Consider the following 23,611-nt stretch of genomic DNA (forward strand, 5'->3'; position numbering starts at 1 on the left):
GCGGCCCGCCCGACCCCGATCCACCGGACGGGCCCCGGCCCCCGCAGCCCGAGGAGTCCCGATGCGCATCTTCGACCCGCACGTGCACATGACCTCCCGCACCACCGACGACTACGAGGCCATGGCCGCCGCCGGCGTCCGCGCCCTCGTCGAGCCGTCCTTCTGGCTCGGCCAGCCGCGGACCTCCCCGGCCAGTTTCCTCGACTACTTCGACGCCCTCCTGGGCTGGGAGCCCCACCGGGCCGCCCAGTACGGCATCGCCCACCACTGCGCCCTGGCGCTCAACCCCAAGGAGGCCAACGACCCCCGCTGCGTCCCCGTGCTCGACGTCCTGCCCCGCTACCTCGCCAAGGACGGCGTCGTCGCCGTCGGCGAGATCGGCTACGACTCCATGACGCCCGCCGAGGACACCGCCCTGGCCGCGCAGCTCCAGCTCGCCGCCGACCACGGCCTTCCGGCGCTGGTCCACACGCCCCACCGGGACAAGCTCGCCGGGCTGCGCCGCACGATCGACGTGGTGCGCGAGTCCGCCCTCCCTCCCGAGCGCGTCCTGCTCGACCACCTCAACGAGACGACGGTCCGGGAGGCCCGGGAGAGCGGCTGCTGGCTCGGCTTCTCCGTCTATCCGGACACCAAGATGGACGAGGACCGGACGGTCGCGGTCCTGAGGGCCCACGGCACCGAGAAGGTCCTGGTCAACTCGGCGGCGGACTGGGGGAAGAGCGATCCGCTGAAGACCCGCCGGGTCGGCGAGGCGATGCTCGCCGCCGGGTTCGACGAGGACGACGTCGACCGGGTGCTGTGGCGCAATCCGGTCGCCTTCTACGGGCTCGGCGGCCGCCTCCGGCTCGACGTACCGGCGCCGCGGGGACCGCACGAGGGGAACTCCGTCCTCCGCGGCGGGGAGTGAGGGGCCCGATGCGCTTCCGCCACCCCGACGGGTCCCTCGTCCACCTGTCCTACTGCACCAACGTCCACCCCGCCGAGACCCTCGACGGCGTCCTCGCCCAGCTCCGCGACCACTGCGAGCCCGTCCGCCGGCGGCTGGGGCGCGACCGGCTCGGCATCGGCCTGTGGCTGGCGAGGGCGGCGTCCCGCACCCTGACGAACGACCCGGCGGCGCTGCGCGGCCTGCGGGCCGAGCTGGACCGCCGGGGCCTGGAGGTCGTCACCCTCAACGGCTTCCCCTACGAGGGCTTCGGCCTGGACGAGGTCAAGTACCGGGTGTACCGGCCGGACTGGACCGAGCCCGAGCGCCTGGCGTACACGACCGATCTCGCCCGGCTCCTCGCCGTCCTGCTGCCCGCCGACGTCGACGAGGGGACGATCTCCACCCTGCCCCTGGCGTGGCGCCGGGGGTTCGGTCCGTCCGGGAGCTCCGCCGCGCGGGAGGCGCTCGCGGTCCTCGCCGAACGCCTGGACGTCCTGGAGGAGCTGACGGGCAAGTCGATCCGGGTGGCCCTCGAACCCGAGCCCGGCTGCGCCGTCGAGACCACCGCCGACGCCATCGGTCCCCTGACCGCCGTCGGCGCCCCGCACCGCGTCGGCGTCTGCGTCGACACCTGCCACCTCGCGACCTCCTTCGAGGACCCGGCCGGCGCGCTGGCCGCCCTGGACGCGGCGGGCGTCACCGTCCCCAAGGTCCAGCTCTCCGCCGCCCTGCACGCCGACCATCCGCACCTGCCCGCCGTGCGCGAGGCGCTGGCCGCCTTCGCCGAGCCGCGCTTCCTCCACCAGACCCGTACCGTCGCGGCCGGCGGGCTGCGCGGCACCGACGACCTCGACGAGGCCCTCGCGGGAGGGGCCCTGGCGCTCCCACTTCCACGTCCCCCTGCACGCGCGGCCCGCGCCGCCGCTGGCCTCCACGCTCCCGGTGGTCGAGGACGCCCTGGCCCTGCTCGTGGGCGGTCCCGTCCCCCGTACGCGCCACCTGGAGGTGGAGACGTACACCTGGCAGGCGCTGCCGCCCGAGCTGCGGCCCGTCACCCGCGCCCGGCTCGCCGACGGCATCGCCGCCGAACTCTCCCTGGCACGCGACCTCCTGACCGACCTCGGCCTCAAGGAACTGCCATGACCGACCCGACCGGTGCCTCCGCCGCCCCCGTCCCTCCGCGCCCCACTCCGCTCCTCGTCCTGGACGTCGTCGGCCTCACCCCGCGGCTCCTGGAGCACATGCCGCACCTGAGGGCGCTCGCCGCCGCCGGTTCCCGGGCGCCCCTCGCCACCGTCCTGCCCGCCGTCACCTGCGCCGCCCAGACGACCTTCCTGACCGGCACCCTCCCGTCGGAGCACGGCGTCGTCGGCAACGGCTGGTACTTCCGGGACCTCGGCGAGGTCCTGCTGTGGCGCCAGCACAACGGGCTCGTCTCCGGCGACCGGATCTGGGACGCCGCCCGCCGGGTCCACCCCGGCTACACCGTCGCGAACATCTGCTGGTGGTACGCCATGGGCGCCGACACCGACGTCGTCGTCACGCCCCGCCCCGTCTACTACGCCGACGGCCGCAAGGAGCCCGACTGCTACACCCGCCCGCCGGCCCTGCACGACGAGCTCACCGAGAGGTTCGGCACCTTCCCCCTCTTCCGCTTCTGGGGTCCGGGGGCCGACCTCACCTCCAGCCGGTGGATCGCCGGGGCCACCCGGCACGTCCTGCGCACCCGCCGCCCCGACCTGGCCCTCTGCTACCTGCCGCACCTCGACTACGACCTCCAGCGCTACGGCCCCGACGACCCGCGGTCCCACCGGGCCGCCGCCGAGCTCGACGGCGTCCTCGGCCCGCTGCTCGCGGACGCCCGCGCGGAGGGCCGCACGGTCGTGGCCCTCTCCGAGTACGGCATCACCCGGGTGGAGCGGCCCGTCGACGTCAACCGCGCCCTGCGCCGGGCCGGTCTCCTGGAGGTCCACACCCAGGACGGCATGGAGTACCTGGACCCCATGGCCTCCCGGGCCTTCGCCGTGGCCGACCACCAGATCGCGCACGTCTACGTCCGGCGCCCCGCCGACCTCCCGGCCGTCCGGGAGGCGCTGGCGGACCTCCCCGGACTCGCGCGGCTCCTCGACGACGAGGGCAAGAAGGAGTACGGCCTCGACCACCCGCGCTCGGGGGAGCTGGTCGCCCTCGCGGAACCCGACGCCTGGTTCACGTACTACTACTGGCTCGACGACGCCCGCGCCCCCGACTTCGCGCGGCTCGTCGAGATCCACCGCAAGCCCGGCTACGACCCCGCCGAACTGCTCATGGACCCGTTCGACCCGTACGTGAGGATCAGGGCGGCCAGGGAGGTCGCCCGCAAGAAGCTCGGCATGCGCTACCGGCTCGCGGTCGTCCCCCTCGACCCCTCTCCCCTCCGCGGGAGCCACGGCCTCCTCCCGGCGGACGAGGAGGAGGGGCCGCTCCTCGTGTGCTCCGTCCCCGGCGCCGTGGACGGCCGGGTCGAGGCCACCGACGTGAAGGCGCTGCTCCTGCGCCTGGCCGGGGTGGAGGCGGGCGCGGGCGTTCCGCCGCCGCGCTGAACCGGGGCGGGGGCGGCCGTACGGGGAGGCCGTACGCACCGCACCGTGCGGAGGGGGCCGCCCGGTACCGCCGGGCGGGCGGGCCCGGCATGATGGTGCGGGGGCGGGGCCGCCCCCGCCCGTCCCGGCCAGGGACGGGTCCACGTGCCGATGAGGAGACCATGAGCGACCACGACAACACCGCCCGCCCCGGCCGGCTGTCCGTCACGCACCGCACCGTCGAGGGCGTGCGGATCGTCAGCCTGCGGGGCGAGATCGACCACACCTCCAGGGACGTCCTCGGCGAAGCCCTGCTGTCCGGGGACGCGGCGGTGACGCGGGTCGTGGCGGACCTCGGGGGCGTGAGCTTCATGGACTCCAGCGGCATCAACGTCCTCATCACCGCCCACCGGCAGATCGACGCCGCCGGCGGCAAGCTGCACATCGCCGCCGCCAACGAGGCCGTCCTGCGGGTCCTGACCCTCGTCGGCGTCGACACCTTCATCCCCTGCCACCCCACCACCCGGCAGGCGCTGAGCGCCTGATCCCCGTCCCTCCCCGGGAGGAGGGACGGGGGCCCTCCTCCTACACCGCGCCGACGACGTCGGCCAGGGGAACGCGGGCCGTGACGCACTTGCCGGCCGTCCCCCGCTCGACGAACAGGTCCTGGGTGACGGCCTCGATGATCTCCACCCCGTGGTGGCCGATCCGGCCCGGATCGGCGGCCCCGATCGTGGGGACGGCCGGGTCGCTGTCCCACACCACGACGTCGACGCTGCCCGAGGTGACGCGCACCTCCACCAGGACCATGCCGGGGGCGTACTTGTAGGCGTTGGTGACCAGTTCGCTGACCACCAGCTCGGTCAGGTCCCTCGCGCGCTCGGAGACCGGCACGCGGTGCTCGGTGCGCGCCTCCTCCAGGAAGACGGCGGCGCGGCGGCGGGCGTCCGCGATGCAACTGCCGTCCCTGTCGAGCCCGTAACCGGCGCACATCAGCAGTCCGTCCGGTACGACCCGGGTCCCGTCACGGCCTTCGGCATGGGTTTCCACTGTGTCCGTCCTCTCTCCCGTCCGGACGACACGGCTACCCGCCCCGCCGGTTCCGACGCAGGGTGCGGTTCACGCGGTGTCACGGATTCGCGTGACCGGGAACGGACGCGACCCTCGGGAGGCCTGTCAAGAGGCGGTTTCCTGGGACTTTCAGGGCGGTCGATCCTCACGGAAGGTGGTCCTCGCGTCGTCGTCGAACGAAACCGAGGAGACCCCGCCCCATGTCCACTGATGACCACGGGTCGCTGCCCCTGACCTCGGCGCAGGCCGGTGTCTGGTTCGCCCAGCGGCTGGACCCCCTGCGCCGTGACTTCGCCATCGGCGAGTACCTGGAGATCCATGGGGCCGTGGACCCCGGCCTCTTCCAGGAGGCGCTGCGCCGGATGCTGGCGGAGACCGAGGTGCTCGGCATGCGCTTCGAGGAGGCGGACGGGACGGTGCGGCAGCGGCCGGCCGGCCGGCGGCCGTTCGTGCTCGAGACCGTCGACGTGAGCGGCGAGGCCGACCCCCTCGCCGCGGCCGAGGCGCGCATGCGGGCCGAGCTGGACAGGCCGATGGACCCGGCCACCGGTGACGTGCACCGGCAGTTGCTGGTGCGCACGGGGCCCGCGTCCTCCTGCTGGATGCAGGGCTACCACCACATCGTCGCCGACGGCGTGAGCGGTCTCCTCCTCGCCCGCCGGGTCGCCGCGCACTACTCGGCGCTGGCCGCCGGGGAGACCGCGCCGCCGTCGGACGCGGCGCCGTGGCGGGAGGTCGTGGCGGAGGAGGAGGCGTACCTCGCCTCCGGGGCCCGGGAGGCCGACCGGGCGTTCTGGCGGGACGCGCTCGCGGACGCGCCCGACCCGGTCGGCTTCGCCGGACGGCCCGCCGAGGGCGGCCCCGCCGCGCCGACGAGCGGGGTCGTACGGGTGCGGGGCGACCTGCCCGCCGGTGACGCGCGGTTGCTGCGCGAGGCGGCCCGGGCGTACGGGACGCGCTGGTCGGCGCTCGTCATGGCGGCGGCGGCCGCCTATCTGCACCGGGTGAACGGCACGGAGGACGTCGTGCTCGGGCTGCCGGTGACCGGGCGGGCCACGGCCGCGGCCCGCCGCACGCCCGGCATGTTCTCGCGGGTCCTGCCGCTGCGCCTGGCCGTGACCGGGGCGACGCCGCTCGGCGACCTGGTGCGCCGCACCTCGGCGGGCATCAAGGAGGTGCTGCGTCACCAGCGGTACCGCATCGAGGAGGCGCACGCGGGGGCGCCGCTGTGGGGCGCCACGGTCAACCTGATGTCCTTCGACTACGGCCTGGACTTCGCCGGGGCCCCGGCCACCGCGCACAACCTGTCGGTCGGCCCGGTGGACCACCTCACCGTCAACGTCTACGACCGGGGCGGCGACAGCCCGCTGACCGTGCAGGTCGAGGGGGACGCGGCCGAGGTGGACGAGGCGGAGGCGCACCGCCACCGGGCCCGGTTCACGCGGTTCCTCGCCGCCCTGGCCGCGGCCGGGCCGGAGGCCCGCGTCGACTCCCTGGGGATCCTCACCCCCGACGACGAGCGGCGCCTGGCCGCCTTCGCGGACGGCGGGTCCGCCGACGTGCCCGCGGACCGCTGTCTGCACGAGCTGTTCGAGGAGCGGGCCGCGCGGACCCCCGACGCCGTCGCCGTCGTCTGCGACGGCGAGGAGGTGACCTACGGCGCCCTCGACGCCTGGGCCGAGGACGTGGCGCGGCGACTGCGGCCGCTGACGGAGCCGGGCCGCCCGGTCGGCGTGCGGGTGCGCCGCTCGCCCGCGATGGTCGCCGCGCTGCTCGGCGTCCTCAAGGCGGGCGGCTGCTACGTGCCCCTGGACCCGGCGCTGCCCGCGGCGCGCGTGGCGCACGTGGTGGACAGGGCCGGGATCGGCGCGGTCGTCGCCGGTGCGGACACCGCCGGGGTGCTGCCGGAGCACGTCGCCGTGGTGCCGGTGCGCGAGGCGGCGGTACGGGAGGCGGACGCCCCGCACGGGCCGGGCCGGACCGTGGTGCCGGCGCTCTCCGCCGCGTACCTGCTGTTCACCTCGGGCAGCACCGGCGAGCCGAAGGGCGTCGTCGTGCCGCACGCGGCCGCGGTCGACTTCGTGCACGCCCACCTCGCCGTGGCCGGCGTCCGCGCCGGGCAGGGGGCGGGCGAGCGGTTCCTGGGCTTCGCGGCGCTGTCCTTCGACGTGTCCGTGCTCGACGTGTTCGGCGCGCTGCTGAGCGGCGGCATGCTCGTGCTCGCCACCGACGCGGAGCGGACGGACCTGGACCGGCTGCAGGCGCTGATGGCCGACCGGGGGGTGACCGTCGCCGACCTGCCGTCCGCCCTGCTGCCGCTGCTGGACCCCGGCGCGGTGCCTTCGCTGCGCTTCCTGTCCACCGGCGGCGAGGCGCCGTCGGCCGACGCGGTGGCGCGGTGGGCGGCCGGGGGCCGTGAGGTGTGGAACGGCTACGGTCCGACCGAGGCCACCGTCGAGGTGACGATGCACCGGTGCGCGCCCGGTTCCGGCGGCCGGGTGCCGCCGATCGGGCGGCCGATGGCCAACCACCGCGCCTACGTCGTGGACTCCCGGCTGCGGCTGCTGCCGCCCGGCGCGGCGGGCGAGCTGTGCGTGGCGGGTCCCGGTCTGGCGCACGGGTACTTCGGACGTCCCGGCCTCACCGCCGGGAGCTTCGTGCCCGACCCGTTCTCGGACGTCCCCGGGACCCGGATGTACCGCACGGGCGACCTGGTGCGCTGGTCGGAGGAGGGCGACCTGGAGTACCTGGGCCGCATCGACCGGCAGGTCAAGGTGAACGGCTACCGCGTGGAGCTCGGCGAGATCGAGGCCGTCCTCGGCCGCCACCCCTCGGTGCGGCAGGCGGCCGTCGACGTGCGGCCCGCGCCGGGCGGCGGGCGGCGCCTGGTCGCCTTCGTCGCGCCGGAGCCCGGCGGCGCGGTCGCCGCCCCGGCGGAACTCACCGCCCACCTGGGGCGGTTCCTGCCGCCCTACATGGTGCCGCACACCTTCGTCGCCCTGGCGGCCCTGCCCCTGACGGCCGGCGGGAAGGTCGACCGCAGGGCGCTGCCCGCGCCGGACCCGGAGCAGGAGACGGCGCGGGCGGGAGCGGCACGGGAGGCGGCCGACGGGCCCGAAGGGGTGCTGTGCGGGCTGTTCGCCGAGGTGCTGGGCCGGGCGGTCGCGCCCGACGACAACTTCTTCTCCCTCGGCGGCGACAGCATCGCCGCCCTCGCCCTGGTCAGCCGTGCCCGGGGGAAGGGTTTCGCCTTCACCCTGGGCGACGTCTTCCGGCACAAGACCCCGGCCGCCCTCGCCCCCCTCACCGGGTCCGGAGCGCCGGTCGCCGCGCCGGAGCCGGCCGAGGCCTGCGGGGAGTCGGCGGCGACGCCCGTGATGCGGTGGCTGCTCGACGGGCCGGGGCCGATCGGCCGGTTCGGCCAGTCGATGACCTTCACCCTGCCCGCCGGAGCGGACGACGCCCGGCTGGTCCGCGCCCTGCGGACGCTCCTCGACCGCCACGCGGCGCTGCGGACGCGGGTGGTGGAGGGCTCCGACGGCCGGCCCGCCCTGGTGGTCGGCGAACCCGGTTCGGTCGACGCCGCGCAGGTGCTGCGCCGGGGCGCCGGGCCCTACGACGCGCGGACCGCGGGCGAGGACGCGGCGGCGGAGCTGGACCCGTCGCGGGGCGTGCTGGTGCGGGCCGTGCGGTGGGAGGGACACGACGGGGCGCCGGACCTGCTGCTGCTGTGCGTCCACCACCTGGCCGTGGACGGCGTGTCCTGGCGCGTCCTGATCGAGGACCTCGCCGCCGCCTGGGACGCGGCGGCCGACGGCCGGGACCCGGCGCCGCTCCCGTACGACACGGGCACCTCGTTCCGCGCCTGGGCCGCCCACCTGGAGGAGCTGGCCGTCTCCCCCGGGGTGCTGGCCGAACTGCCGCACTGGCGTCGGACCCTGGCCCCGGAGGACGGGCCCACCGCGTCCGGAGCCGATGACACGGCGCCCGGGGACGAGGCCCCGCGGGCGGAACGCGCCGGGGTGCCCGCGCCCTGGGACCGGGTGCCCGACCCGGTGCGGGACACCGTCGGCACCACCCGCACCCGCACGCTGACCCTTCCGGCGGAGACGGCCGGGCCGCTCCTGACGTCGGTGCCGGCGGCCCTGGGCACCGGACCCGCCGAGGTGCTCCTCACGGCACTCGCCCTGGCCATCCACCACCCCCGCGTCGCCCCGCCCCGAGCTCCGGACTCGCTGCTCCTGGACCTGGAGGGCCACGGCCGGGCCGACCGCACGGGACGGCACGACCTGTCGCGCACGGTGGGCTGGTTCACCACCCAGTACCCGGTACGGCTCGACCTGCGCGGCCTCGACGCGGCCGCGGCCCGGGAGGGCGACGGGGACGCGCTGGCCGCCCTCGCGGCGCGGGTGCACGGCTGTCTGGCCGCGGTCCCCGACCACGGCACCGGGTACGGCCTGCTGAGCCGGCTGAACCCGGCGGCCGCGGGCGAGCTGGCCGGACTTCCCCAGCCCCGCGTGCTCTTCAACTACCTGGGCCGGTTCGACGGGGCGGGCGACGCGCCCTGGACCCCGGCGCCCGGCACCGGCGGACTGGCCGCCCACGCCGACCCGGCCATGCCCGTCGACCACTGCCTCCAGATCGACGCGCTGGCCGTGGAGGGGCCCGCCGGTCCGGCGCTCACCGCCGTGCTGACCTGGCCGGAGGGCCTGCTGGCGCGGGACGAGGCCGACGCGCTGGCGGACGCCTGGCGGGAGGCCCTGTGCCTGCTGGCCGCGTCCCGCGTCCGCGCGTCCGCTCCCGTCCGGACGGACCTCGCGCCGGCCGGTCTGTCCCGCGCGGACGTGGACGCCCTCGCCGGCCGCCACCCGGGGCTGAGCGACGTGCTGCCCCTGTCGCCGCTCCAGGAGGGCCTGTTCTTCCACGCGGCCTTCGACGCCGAGGGCACGGACGCGTACACCGGGCAGCTCGTGCTCACCCTGGACGGTCCGCTCGACGCGGACGCCCTGCGGCGGGCCTGCGGCGCCCTCCTCGACCGGCACGACGCCCTGCGGGCGGCCTTCACCGACCGGGGGCTCGACCGGCCCGTGCAGGTGGTCGCCGGTGCCGTCGAGGTCCCGTGGACCCCGGTCGACCTCACCGCGTGCCCGGCGGGGGAACGCGACGCCGCCTTCGACCGGCTCCTCGCCGACGACCGGGCCCGCCGCTTCGACCTGGAGCGGCCGCCGCTGGTGCGCTTCACCCTGGTCCGCACGGACGAGGACCGGCACCGGCTCCTGATGACCAACCACCACATCCTGTGGGACGGCTGGTCCTCCGCCGTCCTGCTGCGCGAACTCCTCGCCGGGTACGCGGAGCTGACGGGCGCCGCGCCCCGCGCGGCCATCGCGCCGGCGGTGCCCTACCGGGACCACCTGGCCTGGCTGGCCGGGCAGGACCGCGCAGCGGCGACGGCGGCCTGGCGGGAGGCGCTGGCGGGCCTGGACGAGCCCACGCTGCTGGGCTCGGCGGACCCGAACAAGCTCGGCGCGCTGCCCGAGCGGACCACGGTGGAGCTGTCCCCGGAGGCGACGGCCCGGCTCACCGGGCGGGCCCGCTCGGCGGGCATCACGCTCAACAGCGTCGTCCAGGGCCTGTGGGCGATCCTGCTCGCCCGCCTGACCGCCCGTACGGACGTGGTCTTCGGCGGCACGGTCTCCGGGCGCACCGCGCCGGTCGCGGGGATCGAGCACATGGTGGGGCTGCTGATCAACACGCTGCCGGTGCGCTTCCGGGTGCGGGCCGAGGAGACCCTGCTCGACGCCCTGGCCCGCTTCCAGGACGAGCAGGCGCCGCTGATGGACCACCAGCACCTGGGGCTCGCGGACATCCAGCACGCGGCCGGGCTCGGCACCCTGTTCGACACGGCGGTCGTCGTCGAGAACTACCCCCTGGACCTGGAGCGGATGCGCGACCTGGCGGGAGGGGTGCGGCTCACCGGCGTGGACGGCACGGACGCGACGCACTACACCCTCAACCTCCTCGTCCTGCCGGGCGAGCGACTGCGGCTGCACCTCGACCACCGGCCGGACGTCCTCGACGCGCGCGCCGCGCGGAGCGTCGCGGAGGGCCTGGAACGGCTCCTGACGGCGGTGGCCGAGGAGCCGGACACGCCGGTCGGCGCGGTCGACGTCGTCTCCGCCGCGCAGCACGAGCTGATCGCCGGAGGGAACGACACCGCCGTGCCGGTGCCGCGCACCACGCTCACGGAGCTGTTCGCGCGGCAGGCCGCCCGCACCCCGGACGCCCTCGCGACCGTGTTCGCGGACGAGCGGCTGACCTACGCCGAGCTCGACGCCCGCGCGGAGGCGCTGGCCGCCGCGCTGCGGGGCCGGGGCGCGCGCCCGGAGGAGATCGTCGCGGTCGCGCTGCACCGGTCGACCGAGCTGGTCGTGGCACTGCTCGCCGTCCTGAAGTCGGGCGCGGCCTACCTGCCGGTCGACCCGTCCCTGCCGGCGGAGCGGATCGCCTTCATGCTGTCCGACGCGGCGCCGGTGCTGCTGCTCACCACCTCCGGCGTCGACGCGGACCTCCCGGCCGGGACGCCGGTGCCCCGGCTGCTCCTGGACGCGGAGCACGCCGAAACGGCCGCCCCGGTGGCGTACGCCGGTTCGGGTCCGCTGCCCTCGCACCCCGCCTACGTCATCTACACCTCCGGTTCCACCGGGCGTCCCAAGGCCGTCGTCGTCGAGCACGGCGCGATCGTCAACCGGCTGCTGTGGATGCAGGACCGGTACGGCCTCGGGCCCGACGACCGGGTGCTGCAGAAGACGCCGTTCGGGTTCGACGTGTCGGTGTGGGAGTTCTTCTGGCCGCTCCTGACCGGTGCCGCGCTCGTCGTCGCCGCGCCCGGCGGCCACAAGGACCCCGCCTACCTCGCGCGGCTGATCCAGGAGGAGGCGGTCACCACCGCGCACTTCGTGCCGTCCATGCTCGCCGTGTTCACGGCCGAGCCCGCCGCCGCCGGCTGCCGTTCGCTGCGCCGGGTGGTGTGCAGCGGCGAGGCGCTGCCCGAGGAGCTGAAGAACCGCTTCCTCGACGTGCTCGACGTACCGCTGCACAACCTGTACGGGCCCACCGAGGCGGCCGTCGACGTCACCCACTGGGAGTGCCGCCGCGAGGACGGGGGCCCGGTGCCCATCGGGCGGCCTATCTGGAACACCGCGCTGTACGTGCTCGATCCGGAGGGCCGGCCCGTGCCGGTCGGGTTCCCGGGCGAGCTGTTCCTGGCCGGGGCCGGTCTGGCCCGCGGTTATCTGCGGCGGCCCGCCCTGACCGCGGAGCGCTTCCCGCTCGACCCGTTCGGGCCGGCGGGGTCGCGGATGTACCGCACCGGCGACATCGCGCGGCTGCGGGCGGACGGCGCGGTGGAGTACCTCGGCCGCACCGACGACCAGGTGAAGATCCACGGCTTCCGGATCGAACTCGGCGAGATCGAGACCGCGCTGACCCGGCAGCCCGGAGTGGGGCGGGCGGCGGTCGTCGTCCGCGAGGACGTCCCGGGCGAGCGCAGGCTCGTCGGCTACGCCGTGCCGGAGCCGGGGGCCGCCCCGGACCCGGCGGCGCTGCGCGACGGCCTGGCGCGGGCCCTGCCCGAGTACATGGTGCCGCTGGTCGTCGTCGTGGACGGCCTGCCCGTCACGCCGAACGGCAAGCTCGACCGCAGGGCCCTGCCGGCGCCGGCCGCCGCGCCCGCCGGACACGAACCGCCGGACGGCGAGATCGAGGAGCTGGTCGCGGCCGTGTGGTGCGCGGTCCTCGGGGTCGGGGGCGTCGGACGCCACGACGACTTCTTCGCCCTCGGCGGCCACTCGCTGAGCGCCACCCGGGTCGCGGCGCGGCTGCGCCAGGCGCTGGCGCTGGAACTGCCGCTGCACACGCTGTTCGAACAGCGGACCGTCGCCGCGCTGGCCGCGGCGGTGGAGACCGCCCTCCTCGCCGACATCGCCGCCTCGACGGCGGACGACGCACTGACCCCCTCGTCCACCACCGCAAGCACGTCCCCCACGTCCTTCGTGGCCCACGCACCGCAGGGAGAGACCTCGTGACCATCCAGGAGAGCACACCGGGCGCCGCCGACCGGTCGGCCGCCGCCCGCGAGCTGATGCGCCGCCGGGTGCGGTCCGCCCTGGCGCGGACGACGGCCGGCGCGGACGGGACGCCCGCGCCCGCCGCGGACGCGCCGCGGACGACCGGGGCCGGTCCGGCCGCCGGGCCCGTCGCCTCGTTCGCACAGGAGCGCATGTGGCTGGTGGACCGGATGCGGGGCGGCGCGCCCGGCTACGCGATACCGGAGGTCGTACGGCTGCGCGGCCCGCTGCGCCGGGATCTGCTGCGGCGGAGCCTGACCGGGGTCGTGGAGCGGCACGCGCCGCTGCGGACGGTGTTCGAGGAGCGGGACGGGCAGCCGGTGCCGGTCGTGCTGCCGGCCCCGGACGAGGTGCCGCTGGCCCTGCTCGACCTGGGCACGGCCGGTGACGGCGCCGGGGCGCCGGACGCCGTGGCACGGGCCCTGGACCTGGCGCGGGAGGAGGCGCGCCGCCCGTTCGACCTGTCCGCCGGGCCGCTGCTGCGCGCCCTGCTGATCCGCCTCGGGGCGGAGGACCACGTGCTGGTGCTCGTGGTCCACCACGTCGCGACCGACGGCTGGTCCATGTCGCTGCTGTGGAAGGAGCTGTCCGAGGGCTACACGGCCCTGCTGCGGGACGTGCCCGCGCACCGGCCCGCCCTGCCGGTCACCTACCAGGACCACGCCCGCGACCAGCGGGAGCGCCTGGCGAGCGGCGCCCTGGACGCCGGCCTCCGGCACTGGGAGGAGCGGCTGGCCGGTCTGGAGCCGCTGGAGCTGCCCGCCGACCGGCCGCGGCCGACCCGGCGGAGCGGCGCCGGGCACACCCTGGAGTTCACGCTCGACCAGGAGCTCACCGACCGGCTGCGGCGCCTGGCCGAGGCGCGCGGGGTCACCCTCTTCATGACGCTGCTCGCCGCCTTCCAGGCGGTCCTGGCCCGGGTCTCGGGCCGTACGGACATCGCGGTCGGCACGCCGGTCGCGGGCCGGGACCGCGTCGAACTGGAGCCGCTGATCGGCTTCTTCGTGAACACGCTGGTGCTGCGCACCGACCTGTCGGGCGACATCGGCTTCCGCGAGCTGCTGGGCCGGGTCCGCCGGGTGTCGCTGGACGCCTACGACCGCCAGGAGGTGCCGTTCGACCGGTTGGTGGAGCACCTGAACCCCGAGCGGTCCGGCGACATGAACCCGCTGGTGCAGGTGATGTTCGCCGCCGCGAGCGAGGAGACGGCGGCGCTGCGGCTGCCGGGGGTGTCGGTCGAGCGGGTGCCGTGCGACTTCGGCGCGTCCCTGTTCGACCTGAGCGTGTTCGTCTCCGAGGGGGTCGACCGCTGCACCGGCTCGCTCGTGGCCGACACCGACCTGTTCGACCCGGCCACCGCCGAACTCCTGCTCGGGCACTACCTGGAGCTGCTGGTCTCGGCGGTGGAGGACCCCGACCGGCCGCTCGCGGAGCTGCTGCCGGACGCCGGGGCCGCCGCCCGGATCGTCGCCGGCGGCCACGGCCCCGTACGGACCGACCTGGCCCCGGCCACGCCCGTCGGCCTGTTCGCCGACCGGGCCCGCCGCTCCCCCGGCGCGACGGCCGTGGTCTGCGGCGCCGACCTGCTCAGCTACGCCGAGCTCGACGCCCGCTCGGACGCGCTGGCGGCGCGGCTGCGGGCCGGCGGGGTGGGCCCGGAGACGCCGGTGGCGCTGCTCATGGAGCGCTCCGTGCACGTCCCGGTCGCGATGCTGGCGGTGCTGAAGGCGGGCGGGGCCTACGTGCCGCTCAACCCGGCCTTCCCCGTGCGGCGCCTGCACTGGATGCTGGAGAGCACCGGCGCCCGCCTGCTGCTCACCGATCCGTCCCTGGCCGGGCACGAGGCCGCCACGGGCTCCCCCGTACCGGTGCTCGACGCGACCGAGGACCGGCGCGGCGGGGCGGTCCCCCCGGGCGGCGCGGTGCCGTGCGCGCCCGACCGGCTCGCCTACGTCATGTACACCTCCGGGTCGACGGGCGAGCCCAAGGGCATCGGCGTCACCGGGGCCAACATCGCGGCCCTCGCCCGCGACTCCGCGTTCGGCACGGCCCACCGCCGGGTCCTCGCCCACTCCCCGCTCGCCTTCGACGCCTCCACCTACGAGGTGTGGACGCCGCTCCTGACCGGCGGCACGGTGGTGATGGCGCCGCCCGGCCGGATCGGCGCCGACGCCCTCGCCCGGCTGGTGCGCGAGCACCGGATCACCGCGCTGTTCCTGACGGCGGCCCTGTTCGACCTGGTCGTCGAGGAGCGGGTGGAACTGCTCACCGAGCTGCGGGAGGTGTGGACCGGCGGCGAGGCCGCGAGCGCCGCGTCCTTCCGCCGGGCCCTGGCGGCGGCTCCGGACACCGTCCTGGTCAACGCCTACGGCCCCACCGAGACGACGACGTTCGCCACCGCCCACCGGGTGGACCCCCGGGACGGCGGGACGGTCGGGGGCCGGGTGCCGATCGGCTCGGCCCTGGACGACACCCGGCTGTACGTGCTCGACGGGCGCGGACGTCCGGTGCCGGAGGGCGCGGTCGGCGAACTGTGCGTCGGCGGCAGCGGTGTCGCCCGCGGCTACCTGGGCCGGCCGGGGCTGACCGCGGAGCGGTTCGCCGTCGACCCCTACGGGCCGCCCGGGGCGCGCATGTACCGCACCGGGGACCTGGCCCGGCGGCGCCCCGACGGCACCGTCGACTACCTGGGCCGCGCCGACCAGCAGGTGAAGATCCGCGGCTTCCGCATCGAGCCGGGCGAGGTCGAGGCGGAGCTGACCCGGTGCCCGGGCGTGGGCCGCGCCGCCGTCGTCGTCCGCGAGGACACCCCGGGCGAGCCGCGCCTGGTCGCGTACGTGGTGGCCGCCCCCGGCGCCGACGCCGCCCCGGACGCGCTGCACCGCGCCCTCGCGGAGCGGCTGCCGGCCTACATGCTGCCCGCCGCGATCGTGCCGGTGCCCGGCCTGCCGACGACGCCGAACGGCAAGCTCGACCGGCGCGCCCTCCCCGCCCCCGACGGGCCGGCGGTGAGCCGGGCGCGGTTCGAGGAGCCGGAGGGCGCCACCGAGCGGCTCGTCTCCGAGGTGTGGGGCGAGGTGCTCGGCGCCGAACGCGTCGGCCGCCACGACGACTTCTTCGCCCTGGGCGGCCACTCCCTGCGCGCCACCCGGGCGGTGTCCCGCCTCGGCGTGCGGCTCGGCACCGAGGTGCCGCTGCGGCTGCTGTTCGAGCACCCGGTGCTCGAACGGTTCGCGACCGTCCTGGACGCGCTGCGCGCCGACGCGCCGGGCGCCGCCGCCGACCGGGTCGTCCCGCGTCCCGCCGGCTCCACGGCGCCGCTGTCCTTCGCCCAGCAGCGCCTGTGGTTCCTCGACCAGCTCCAGCCGGGCCGCCCCGACTACAACATCCCCGTCGCCGTCCGCCTGGAGGGCGCGCTCGACGCCGACGCGCTGCTCGACGCCCTGCGCGGCGTGGTCGTCCGGCACGAGGTCCTGCGCTCGCGGCTGACCGAGGGCCCGGACGGGCCCGTCCAGCACGTGGAGCCGGCCGGGGTGTTCGTGCCGGTCGTGACCGATCTCGACGGGCTGCCGCGGGAGGAGGCGCGCTCCCGGGCCCTCGGCCTGGCCCACGGCGACGCCGCCGCCCCGTTCGACCTGACCCGGGCGCCCCTGCTGCGGGCCCGCCTGGTCCGCGTGGCCGCCGAGGAGCACCTGCTCGTCCTGGTCCTGCACCACACGGTGGGCGACGGCTGGTCGATGCCGGTGCTGTGGCGGGAGCTGTCGGACGCCTACGCAGCCCTGCGGCGCGGCGAGCGGCCCGTACCGCCCGCGCTGCCCGTCCAGTACGGCGACTACGCCCACTGGCAGCAGCGCCGGCTGGCCGAGGGGGCGGCCGACCGCGGCATCGCCCACTGGCGCGAGCGGCTCGCGGACCTGCCCTCCCTCGAGCTGCCCACGGACCGGCCGCGGCCGCACGTCCGGACCGGCGCGGGCGGGTCGCTCGCCTTCGAACTGCCGGCCGAACTCGCCGAGCGGCTCGGCGTCCTCGCCCGCGAGCGCGGGGCGACGCTGTTCATGGTGCTGCTCGCCGGTTTCCAGTCCCTGCTGATCCGGTGGACCGGGCAGTACGACCTCGCCGTCGGCTCCCCCGTCGCGGGCCGGGACCGCACCGAGCTGGAGCCGCTCGTCGGCTTCTTCGTCAACACGCTGGTGCTGCGCACCGACCTGTCCGGCGACCCGGCGTTCGGCGAGGCCGTGCGGCGGGTGCGGGAGACGGCGCTGGCCGCCTTCGAGCACCAGGACGTGCCCTTCGACCGGCTGGTGGAGGAGCTGCGCCCGGAGCGCGACCTGAGCCGCAACCCGCTCTTCGACGTCCTCTTCCAGCTCCACCCCGACCAGTTGGACGCGCTGCCCCTGGACGGGATCCGCACCACCTCCCTCGACACGGCGAACGGCACGGCCAAGTTCGACCTGAGCCTCGCCCTCACCGAGCACCCGAACGGTCTCACCGGCACCCTGAGCTACGCGTCCGACCTGTTCGACCACGCCACGATGGAGCGCTTCGCCGGGCACTACGCGCGGCTGCTGCGCTCCGCGGCGGCCGACCCGGACGCCCCCCTGTCCCGCCTGGAGGTGCTGCCGCCGGAGGAGCGCGCCGCGCTGCTCGGCGCGGACGCGCCCGGCGCGCGGAAGTTCCCCGCCCGGGCGGCGACCCTGCACGCCCTGGTCGAGGAGCAGGCCCGGCGCCGGCCCGGCGCGGTCGCCGTGACCTGCGGGGGGCACGACACCACGTACGCGGAGCTGGACGCCGCCGCCAACCGGCTCGCCCGGCGGCTGCGGGAGCTGGGCGCCGCCCCGGGGGCGACGGTCGCCGTGGCGACCGGGCGCGGCACCCGTACGGTCGTCGCCGTCCTGGCCGCCCTGAAGGCGGGCGCGGCGTACGTACCGGTGAACCCCGACCAGCCGGCCGAACGCGTCCGTACGGTGCTCACCGACAGCGCGGCGCGGGTGGTGGTGACGGACGGTTCTCCCGGCCCCGTCGCGGACGGCCCTTCCGGTTCCGTCGCGGACGGTCCGTCGGGCCCCGTCCCGGACGGCGTGGCGGTGCTGGACCTGGAGCGGGACCGGGCGCTGATCGACGCGCTGCCGGACACGCCCCTGCCCGCCGCGGCCGGTCCCGGGGACCTCGCCTATCTGCTGTACACCTCGGGCTCCACCGGGCGTCCGAAGGGCGTCGCGGTGCCGCACGCCGCGATCACCGGCTACCTGGCCGCGCTGACCGGCACGTTCGGCCTGGGCGAGGAGGACACCGTCCTCGCGCGGACCGCGCTCACCTTCGACCCGTCGGTGCGCGACCTGTTCGCCCCGCTGTCGACGGGCGGCCGCGTCGTGCTGGCCACCGGCGACGAGGCGGACGACCCGGACGCGCTGGCGCGTCTGCTGCGTGCCGAGCGGGTCACGGCGGTGCTGTCCGTCGTCCCGTCGATGCTCGCCCTGGTCGTGGCCGCGTCCCCCGGACCGTCCGCCGACCTGCGGCTGGTGCTGACCACCGGCGAGGCGCTCACCGCGCCGCTCGCCGACGCGGCCCGGGCGCTCGGCGCCCCGGGACGACTGCGGCTCGTCAACCAGTACGGGCCCACCGAGTGCACCAACACCACGACGTACCACGTCGTCACGGACGAGGACGTGGCGCGCGGACGGGTCCCGATCGGCAGGCCGCTGCCCGGCGCCCGGGTGCGCGTCCTCGGTCCGCGCCTGGAGCTGCTCCCGGCCGGGGCGATCGGCGAGCTGTTCATCGCCGGGCGGGGCGTGGCCCGCGGCTATCTCGGCGACCCCGGCCGCACCGCCGCCGCCTACGTCCCCGACCCGTACGGTCCGCCCGGCAGCCGCATGTACCGGACGGGCGACCTGGCCCGGCTGCGGGCCGACGGGGTGCTGGAGTTCCACGGCCGGCGCGACAACCAGGTGAAGGTGCGCGGGCACCGCGTGGAGCTGGGCGAGGTGGAGGCCGCCGTGCTGCGGCATCCGGCCGTGGCCCGCACGGCGGTGGCCGCGCACGGCGAGGGCGCCGACCGCGCCCTGGTCGCCTACGTGGAGTGGCACGCGGACGGCGCCCCGTCCGGCGGTACGGCGGAGGTGTCGGACACGGTGCGCGCGACGCTGCCGGCCGCGCTGGTGCCGTCGTCGGTCGTGGTGCTCGACGCGCTGCCGCTGACGCCCAACGGCAAGACGGACCGCAGGGCGCTGCCCGCGCCCGCGCCGGGCGCGGACGGCACCGGACGCGCGTACGCCGCACCGCGCACGGCGCTGGAGCGGACGGTCGCGGAGGTCTGGGAGGAGGTCCTCGGTGACGGCCCGGTCGGCGTGCGGGACCACTTCTTCGAGCGGGGCGGCCACTCCCTGAAGGCCACCCGGGTGGTGTCCCGGCTGCGCGGGCTGCTCGGCCTGGACGTCCCGATGCGGTCCCTGTTCCGCCATCCGGTCGCCGAGGACTTCGCGCGGGCCCTGGCCTCGCTCGGCGCGGACGAGCAGCCCGCCATTCCCCTTCTGCCGCCGGGTCCTTCGCCGCTCTCCTTCGGCCAGCAGCGGCTGTGGCTCCTCGACCGGCTCCAGCCGGGGCGCCCCGACTACAACATGCCCGGTGCGCTGCGCCTGTCCGGGGCGCTCGACGCGCGGGCCGTCCTGGACGCCCTGCGGGACGTGGTCGTCCGGCACGGGGTGCTGCGCTCCCGCGTCGAGGAGGACGGGCCCGAGGGGGCCGCGGTCCTGGTGACCGAGCCGGCCGACGTGTTCGAGCCGGTCTTCACGGACCTGTCCGGCGATCCGGCGACGGCCGACGGGCGGGCGCGGGAGCTGGCGGAGGCGGACGCCGCCCTGCCCTTCGACCTGTCCCGCGCCCCCCTGGTGCGCGCCCGGCTGGTCCGGACCGCGCCGCGCGAGCACCTGCTCGTGGTGGTCGCCCACCACGCCGCCTTCGACGGGTGGTCGGCCGGGGTGTTCTGGCGGGACTTCTTCGCCTGCTACCGGGCGCGGACCGAGGACGGCGCCGAGCCGCTCGCCGAACTCGCCGTCTCCTACCGCGACTTCGCCGCCTGGCAGCGCGAGCGGCTGACCGGCGAAACGCTGGAGCGGCAGCTCGGTCACTGGCGCGACCGCCTGGCGGGGCTCGCCCCGCTCGACCTGCCCACGGACCGCCCGCGCCCCGCCCCCCCTTCCGGGCGCGGTGACCGGCACTCGTTCACGGTGCCCGCGCCGCTGGTCGAGCGGCTGCGCGCGCTCGGCCGGGACCGTGAGGCGACCCTGTTCATGGTGCTGCTGGCCGGTGTCCAGGCGCTGCTCGGCCGCTGGGCCGGTACGGACGACGTCGCCGTCGGCTCGCCCGTGGCGGGCCGGGACCGGGACGAACTGGAGCCGCTGGTGGGCTTCTTCGTCAACAACCTCGTCCTGCGCGCCGACCTCTCCGACGACCCCGCCTTCGCCGATCTGGTGTCCCGGGCCCGGGACACGGCGCTGGAGGCCTACGCCCACCAGGAGGTGCCGTTCGAGCGGCTGGTGGAGGAGCTGCGCCCGGAGCGCGACCTCAGCCGCAACCCGCTGTTCCAGGTGATGCTGGTCCTCAACGAGGAGCCGGTGTCGCCGCGCCTCCCGGCGGGGCTCGACGCCGAGGCCCTCGAACTGGACAGCTCAGCCTCGAAGTTCGACCTGTCGCTGTACTTCACGGAGGAGGCGGGCGAGCTGCGCGGCGAGGCCGTGTTCGCCACCGACCTCTTCGAACGGCCGAGCGTCGCCCGGCTGGCGGCGGCCCTGCTCGAACTGTTGTCGGCGGCCGTCACGGCGCCCGGCACCCGCGTCGGCGCGCTGCCGCTGCTGCCGGCCGGACGGGAGGCGGAGGCCGCCGCCCGCTGGAACGACACCGCCGAGCCGGTGCCCGACGCGCCGCTGCACGTACGGATCGGGGAGCAGGCCGTGCGCACCCCGCACGCGACGGCCGTCGACGACGGGCGCCGCAGGCTCGACTACGCCGGTCTGTGGGAGCTTTCGGGCCGGGTGGCCGGCCGACTGGCCGCGCTCGGCGCGGGCCCCGGCACGGCGGTCGCCGTGGGCGTGGACCGGTCGGTGCTGCTGCCGGTCGCCCTGCTCGGCGTCCTGCGCAGCGGCGCCCGGTACGTGCCGGTCGACCCCGCCTACCCGGCCGAGCGGATCGGCCACATGCTGGCGGACAGCGGCGCGCACCTGCTCATCGCCTCCGGCGGCGCGGAGGACACGCCCGGGGCCGACGGCCCGGTGCGGGTCCTGGACGTCGCCGCGCTGGTCGACGACCGTCCGCCGGCCGGCGTCCCGGAGCCGGTCGCGGTCCACCCGGAGGACCTGGCCTACGTCCTGTACACGTCCGGCTCGACCGGACGCCCCAAGGGCGTCATGGTGCCGCACCGGGCCCTCGCCAACTTCTCCCACGACATGGTGGCCCGGCTGGGGACGGGTCCCGGCGACGTCGTCGCCGCCGTCACCACCGCCTCCTTCGACATCGCCGTACTGGAGCTGCTGGTGCCGCTGACCTGCGGGGCGGGCGTACGGGTCGTCGACCGCGAGACGGCCAGGGACGGCAGGCTCCTCGCCAAGGAGCTGGACTCGGCCGGGGCCACCGTCGTCCAGGCCACGCCCGCCACCTGGCACCTGCTCATGGAGGCCGGCTGGGAGAGCCCCGGGGTGCGCGCCCTGTGCGGCGGCGAGGCGCTGCCGACGGCCCTGGCCGCCCGGATGCGGTCCGCCCTGGGCACCGTCTGGAACGTGTACGGGCCGACCGAGACGACCGTCTGGTCGACCGCGCACCACCTGCGCACCGGGGACCCCGACGGGCCGGTGCCGATCGGCGGGGCGCTCGCCAACACCCGGCTGCACGTGCTCGACGGACGGCTGCGGCCGCTGCCTGTGGGCGTGTTCGGCGAGCTGTACATCGGCGGCGACGGGGTGGCCCGCGGCTACCACGGGCGGCCCGCCCTGACCGCCGAGCGGTTCGTCGCCGACCCGTTCGACGCGGGCGGCCGGCTGTACCGGACCGGCGACCTGGTGCGCAGGCTGCCCGACGGCGGCCTGGAGTACCGGGGCCGGGCGGACAGCCAGGTGAAGGTGCGCGGCCACCGCATCGAGCCGGGCGAGATCGAGGCGGCGCTCGTCCGCCGCCCCGAGGTCGCGGCGGCCGCCGTCGCCGTGCGGGGGCGGGGGGTGGACGCCTTCCTCGTCGGCTACGTGGTCTGGCGCGACGGGGACGGCGATCCCGCGGCCCTGCGCGACTTCCTGCGCGAGGAGCTGCCGGCCCCGATGGTGCCCGGCGTCCTGGTCCCGCTGGAGCGGCTGCCGCTCACCCCGAACGGCAAGCTCGACCGCCGGGCCCTGCCCGCGGTGGCGCCGGGCGCCGCCCGCCCGGGCGACGCGCCGCCGGTGGCCCCGCGCGACGCGGCCGAACTGCGGATGGCCCGCCTCTGGGAAGGGGTGCTCGGCACCGGACCGGTGGGCGTCCGGGACGACTTCTTCGCCCTGGGCGGCCACTCGCTGAAGGCGCTCGAACTGATGGCGTCCGTGCGCGCCGAGTTCGGGGTGGACCTCCCGCTGAGCCTGGTCTTCCGCAGGCCGACGGTGGAGCTGCTGTGCGAGGCGCTGCCGGAGGCGGCCGCCGCGTCCGGACGGCTCGTGGTGCCGCTCTCCGACGGCGGCGACGACCGTCCCCCGCTGATCCTGTTCCACCCGCGCGGTGGCGATGTCGTCTGCTACCTGAACCTGGTCCGGGAGCTGGCGGCGACCTCCGACGGCCCCCGGCGGGTGCTCGGCGTGACGGCGGTGGGCTGCGACACCGACGAGACGCCGCTCGAGGAGGTGTCCGCCATGGCGGAGCGGTACCTCGCGGAGATCCGCGCGGAGGTGCCCTCCGGCCCGTACCTGCTGGCGGGCTGGTCGTTCGGCGGGACCGTGGCCTTCGAGGTCGCGGCCCGGCTGGAGGCCGCCGGCGAGCGGGTCGCCTTCCTCGGCCTGATCGACTCGGCCGCTCCCGGCCCGCGTGCCGGGGCCGTGCCGGACGCCGGGGACGACGACCTGCTGCGCCACGGGCTCGCGGCCGGCCTCGACGCCGACCAGGCCCGCGCGCTCGACGAGGAGGCCCTGCTCGACGCCCTGGTCCGCAAGGGCCGCGAGAACGGCAGCCTCCCGAGGCACGGCGCCCCGCAGGCGCTGCGCCGGATGCTGCGGGTCGCCTCGGCCAACGGCGTCGCGGCCGCCGCGTACCGCACCGGGGCGGTCCTGGACGCGCCGGTCCACCTGTTCACGGTGGACGAGGTGCACGCCGACCTCGCCACCGCGCTGGTGGACCCGGGCCCCTGGCGGGCGCGGGCGAGCGCCGTGCACGGGATCCGGATCCCCGGCAACCACCACACGCTGGTGGACCCGCCGCACAGCGCGGTCCTCGCGGACCGGCTCGCGCGGGCGCTCGCCGACGCGGCGGGCCCTGCCGGATCCGGCGGATGACCCGCTGACCGGCCGGGGGGGGGGGGGGGCGGGCGGGGGGGGCCCCCCCCCCCCCCCCCCCCCCCCCCCCCCCCCCCCCCCCCCCCCCCCCCCCCCCCCGCCCGCCCCCCCCCCCCCCCCCCCCCCCCGCCCCCCCCCCCCCCACGTACGNNNCGGGGGGGGGGGCCCGGGGGGGGGGGCGGGGGGGGGCGCCGGGGGGGGGGGGGGGCCCGGCGGGGGGGGGGGGGGCCCCGGGGCCGGGGGGGGGGGGGGGGCGGCCGGGGGGGGCCCCCCCACCGCCCACCACACACCGGCACCGGCACCGGCACCGGCACCGGCACCGGCCGGTGATCCCGGAACCCGGCTCACCCGACCCGGCTTGACCGACCCGACCCGACCCGACCCGACCCGACCGACCCGACCCGACCGGTGAACCGAACCGGT

Annotated in this window: 6 protein-coding genes and 1 pseudogene; 6 read left to right on the forward strand and 1 reads right to left on the reverse strand. The window is 77.0% G+C overall.

What is annotated here, in order from left to right:
- Positions 1-61 precede the first annotated feature (61 nt).
- The 4 genes and pseudogenes from ACFYNX_RS11410 to ACFYNX_RS11425 all read left to right on the forward strand — a co-directional run bounded on the left by ACFYNX_RS11410 (position 62) and on the right by ACFYNX_RS11425 (position 4,037).
- Complete coding sequence (locus ACFYNX_RS11410; RefSeq protein ID WP_365542227.1) at positions 62-910, forward strand: TatD family hydrolase; 849 nt, start codon at positions 62-64, stop codon at positions 908-910.
- A gap of 8 nt (positions 911-918) precedes the next feature.
- Positions 919-2,074: pseudogene (gene eboE / locus ACFYNX_RS11415) on the forward strand (metabolite traffic protein EboE).
- The gene (locus tag ACFYNX_RS11420; RefSeq protein WP_388660249.1) at positions 2,071-3,513 is read left to right on the forward strand and encodes an alkaline phosphatase family protein; all 1,443 of its coding nucleotides are present in this window, start codon (positions 2,071-2,073) and stop codon (positions 3,511-3,513) included. Before eboE ends, ACFYNX_RS11420 begins: the two are co-directional and overlap by 4 nt.
- Before the next feature lie 161 nt (positions 3,514-3,674).
- On the forward strand, positions 3,675-4,037 hold the full coding sequence (locus ACFYNX_RS11425; RefSeq protein WP_125662071.1) for an STAS domain-containing protein: 363 nt from the start codon (positions 3,675-3,677) through the stop codon (positions 4,035-4,037).
- Between the two features lie 40 nt (positions 4,038-4,077).
- Here the strand turns inward: ACFYNX_RS11425 and ACFYNX_RS11430 are convergent, their stop codons facing one another.
- Positions 4,078-4,542, reverse strand: coding sequence for an ATP-binding protein (locus ACFYNX_RS11430; protein ID WP_388660253.1), 465 nt, complete (start codon positions 4,540-4,542; stop codon positions 4,078-4,080).
- A 221-nt stretch (positions 4,543-4,763) separates the two neighbouring features.
- Here ACFYNX_RS11430 and ACFYNX_RS11435 point away from each other — a divergent pair, with 221 nt between their 5' ends.
- Together ACFYNX_RS11435 and ACFYNX_RS11440 are read left to right on the forward strand one after the other, a co-directional pair.
- On the forward strand, positions 4,764-12,650 hold the full coding sequence (locus ACFYNX_RS11435) for an amino acid adenylation domain-containing protein (RefSeq protein ID WP_388660256.1): 7,887 nt from the start codon (positions 4,764-4,766) through the stop codon (positions 12,648-12,650).
- Positions 12,647-23,188, forward strand: a complete 10,542-nt coding sequence (locus ACFYNX_RS11440; protein WP_388660259.1) for an amino acid adenylation domain-containing protein — start codon at positions 12,647-12,649, stop codon at positions 23,186-23,188. Before ACFYNX_RS11435 ends, ACFYNX_RS11440 begins: the two co-directional genes overlap by 4 nt.
- Positions 23,189-23,611 lie beyond the last annotated feature (423 nt).

This window comes from Streptomyces sp. NPDC007872 (assembly GCF_042868165.1).
Taxonomy (GTDB): Bacteria; Actinomycetota; Actinomycetes; order Streptomycetales; family Streptomycetaceae; genus Streptomyces.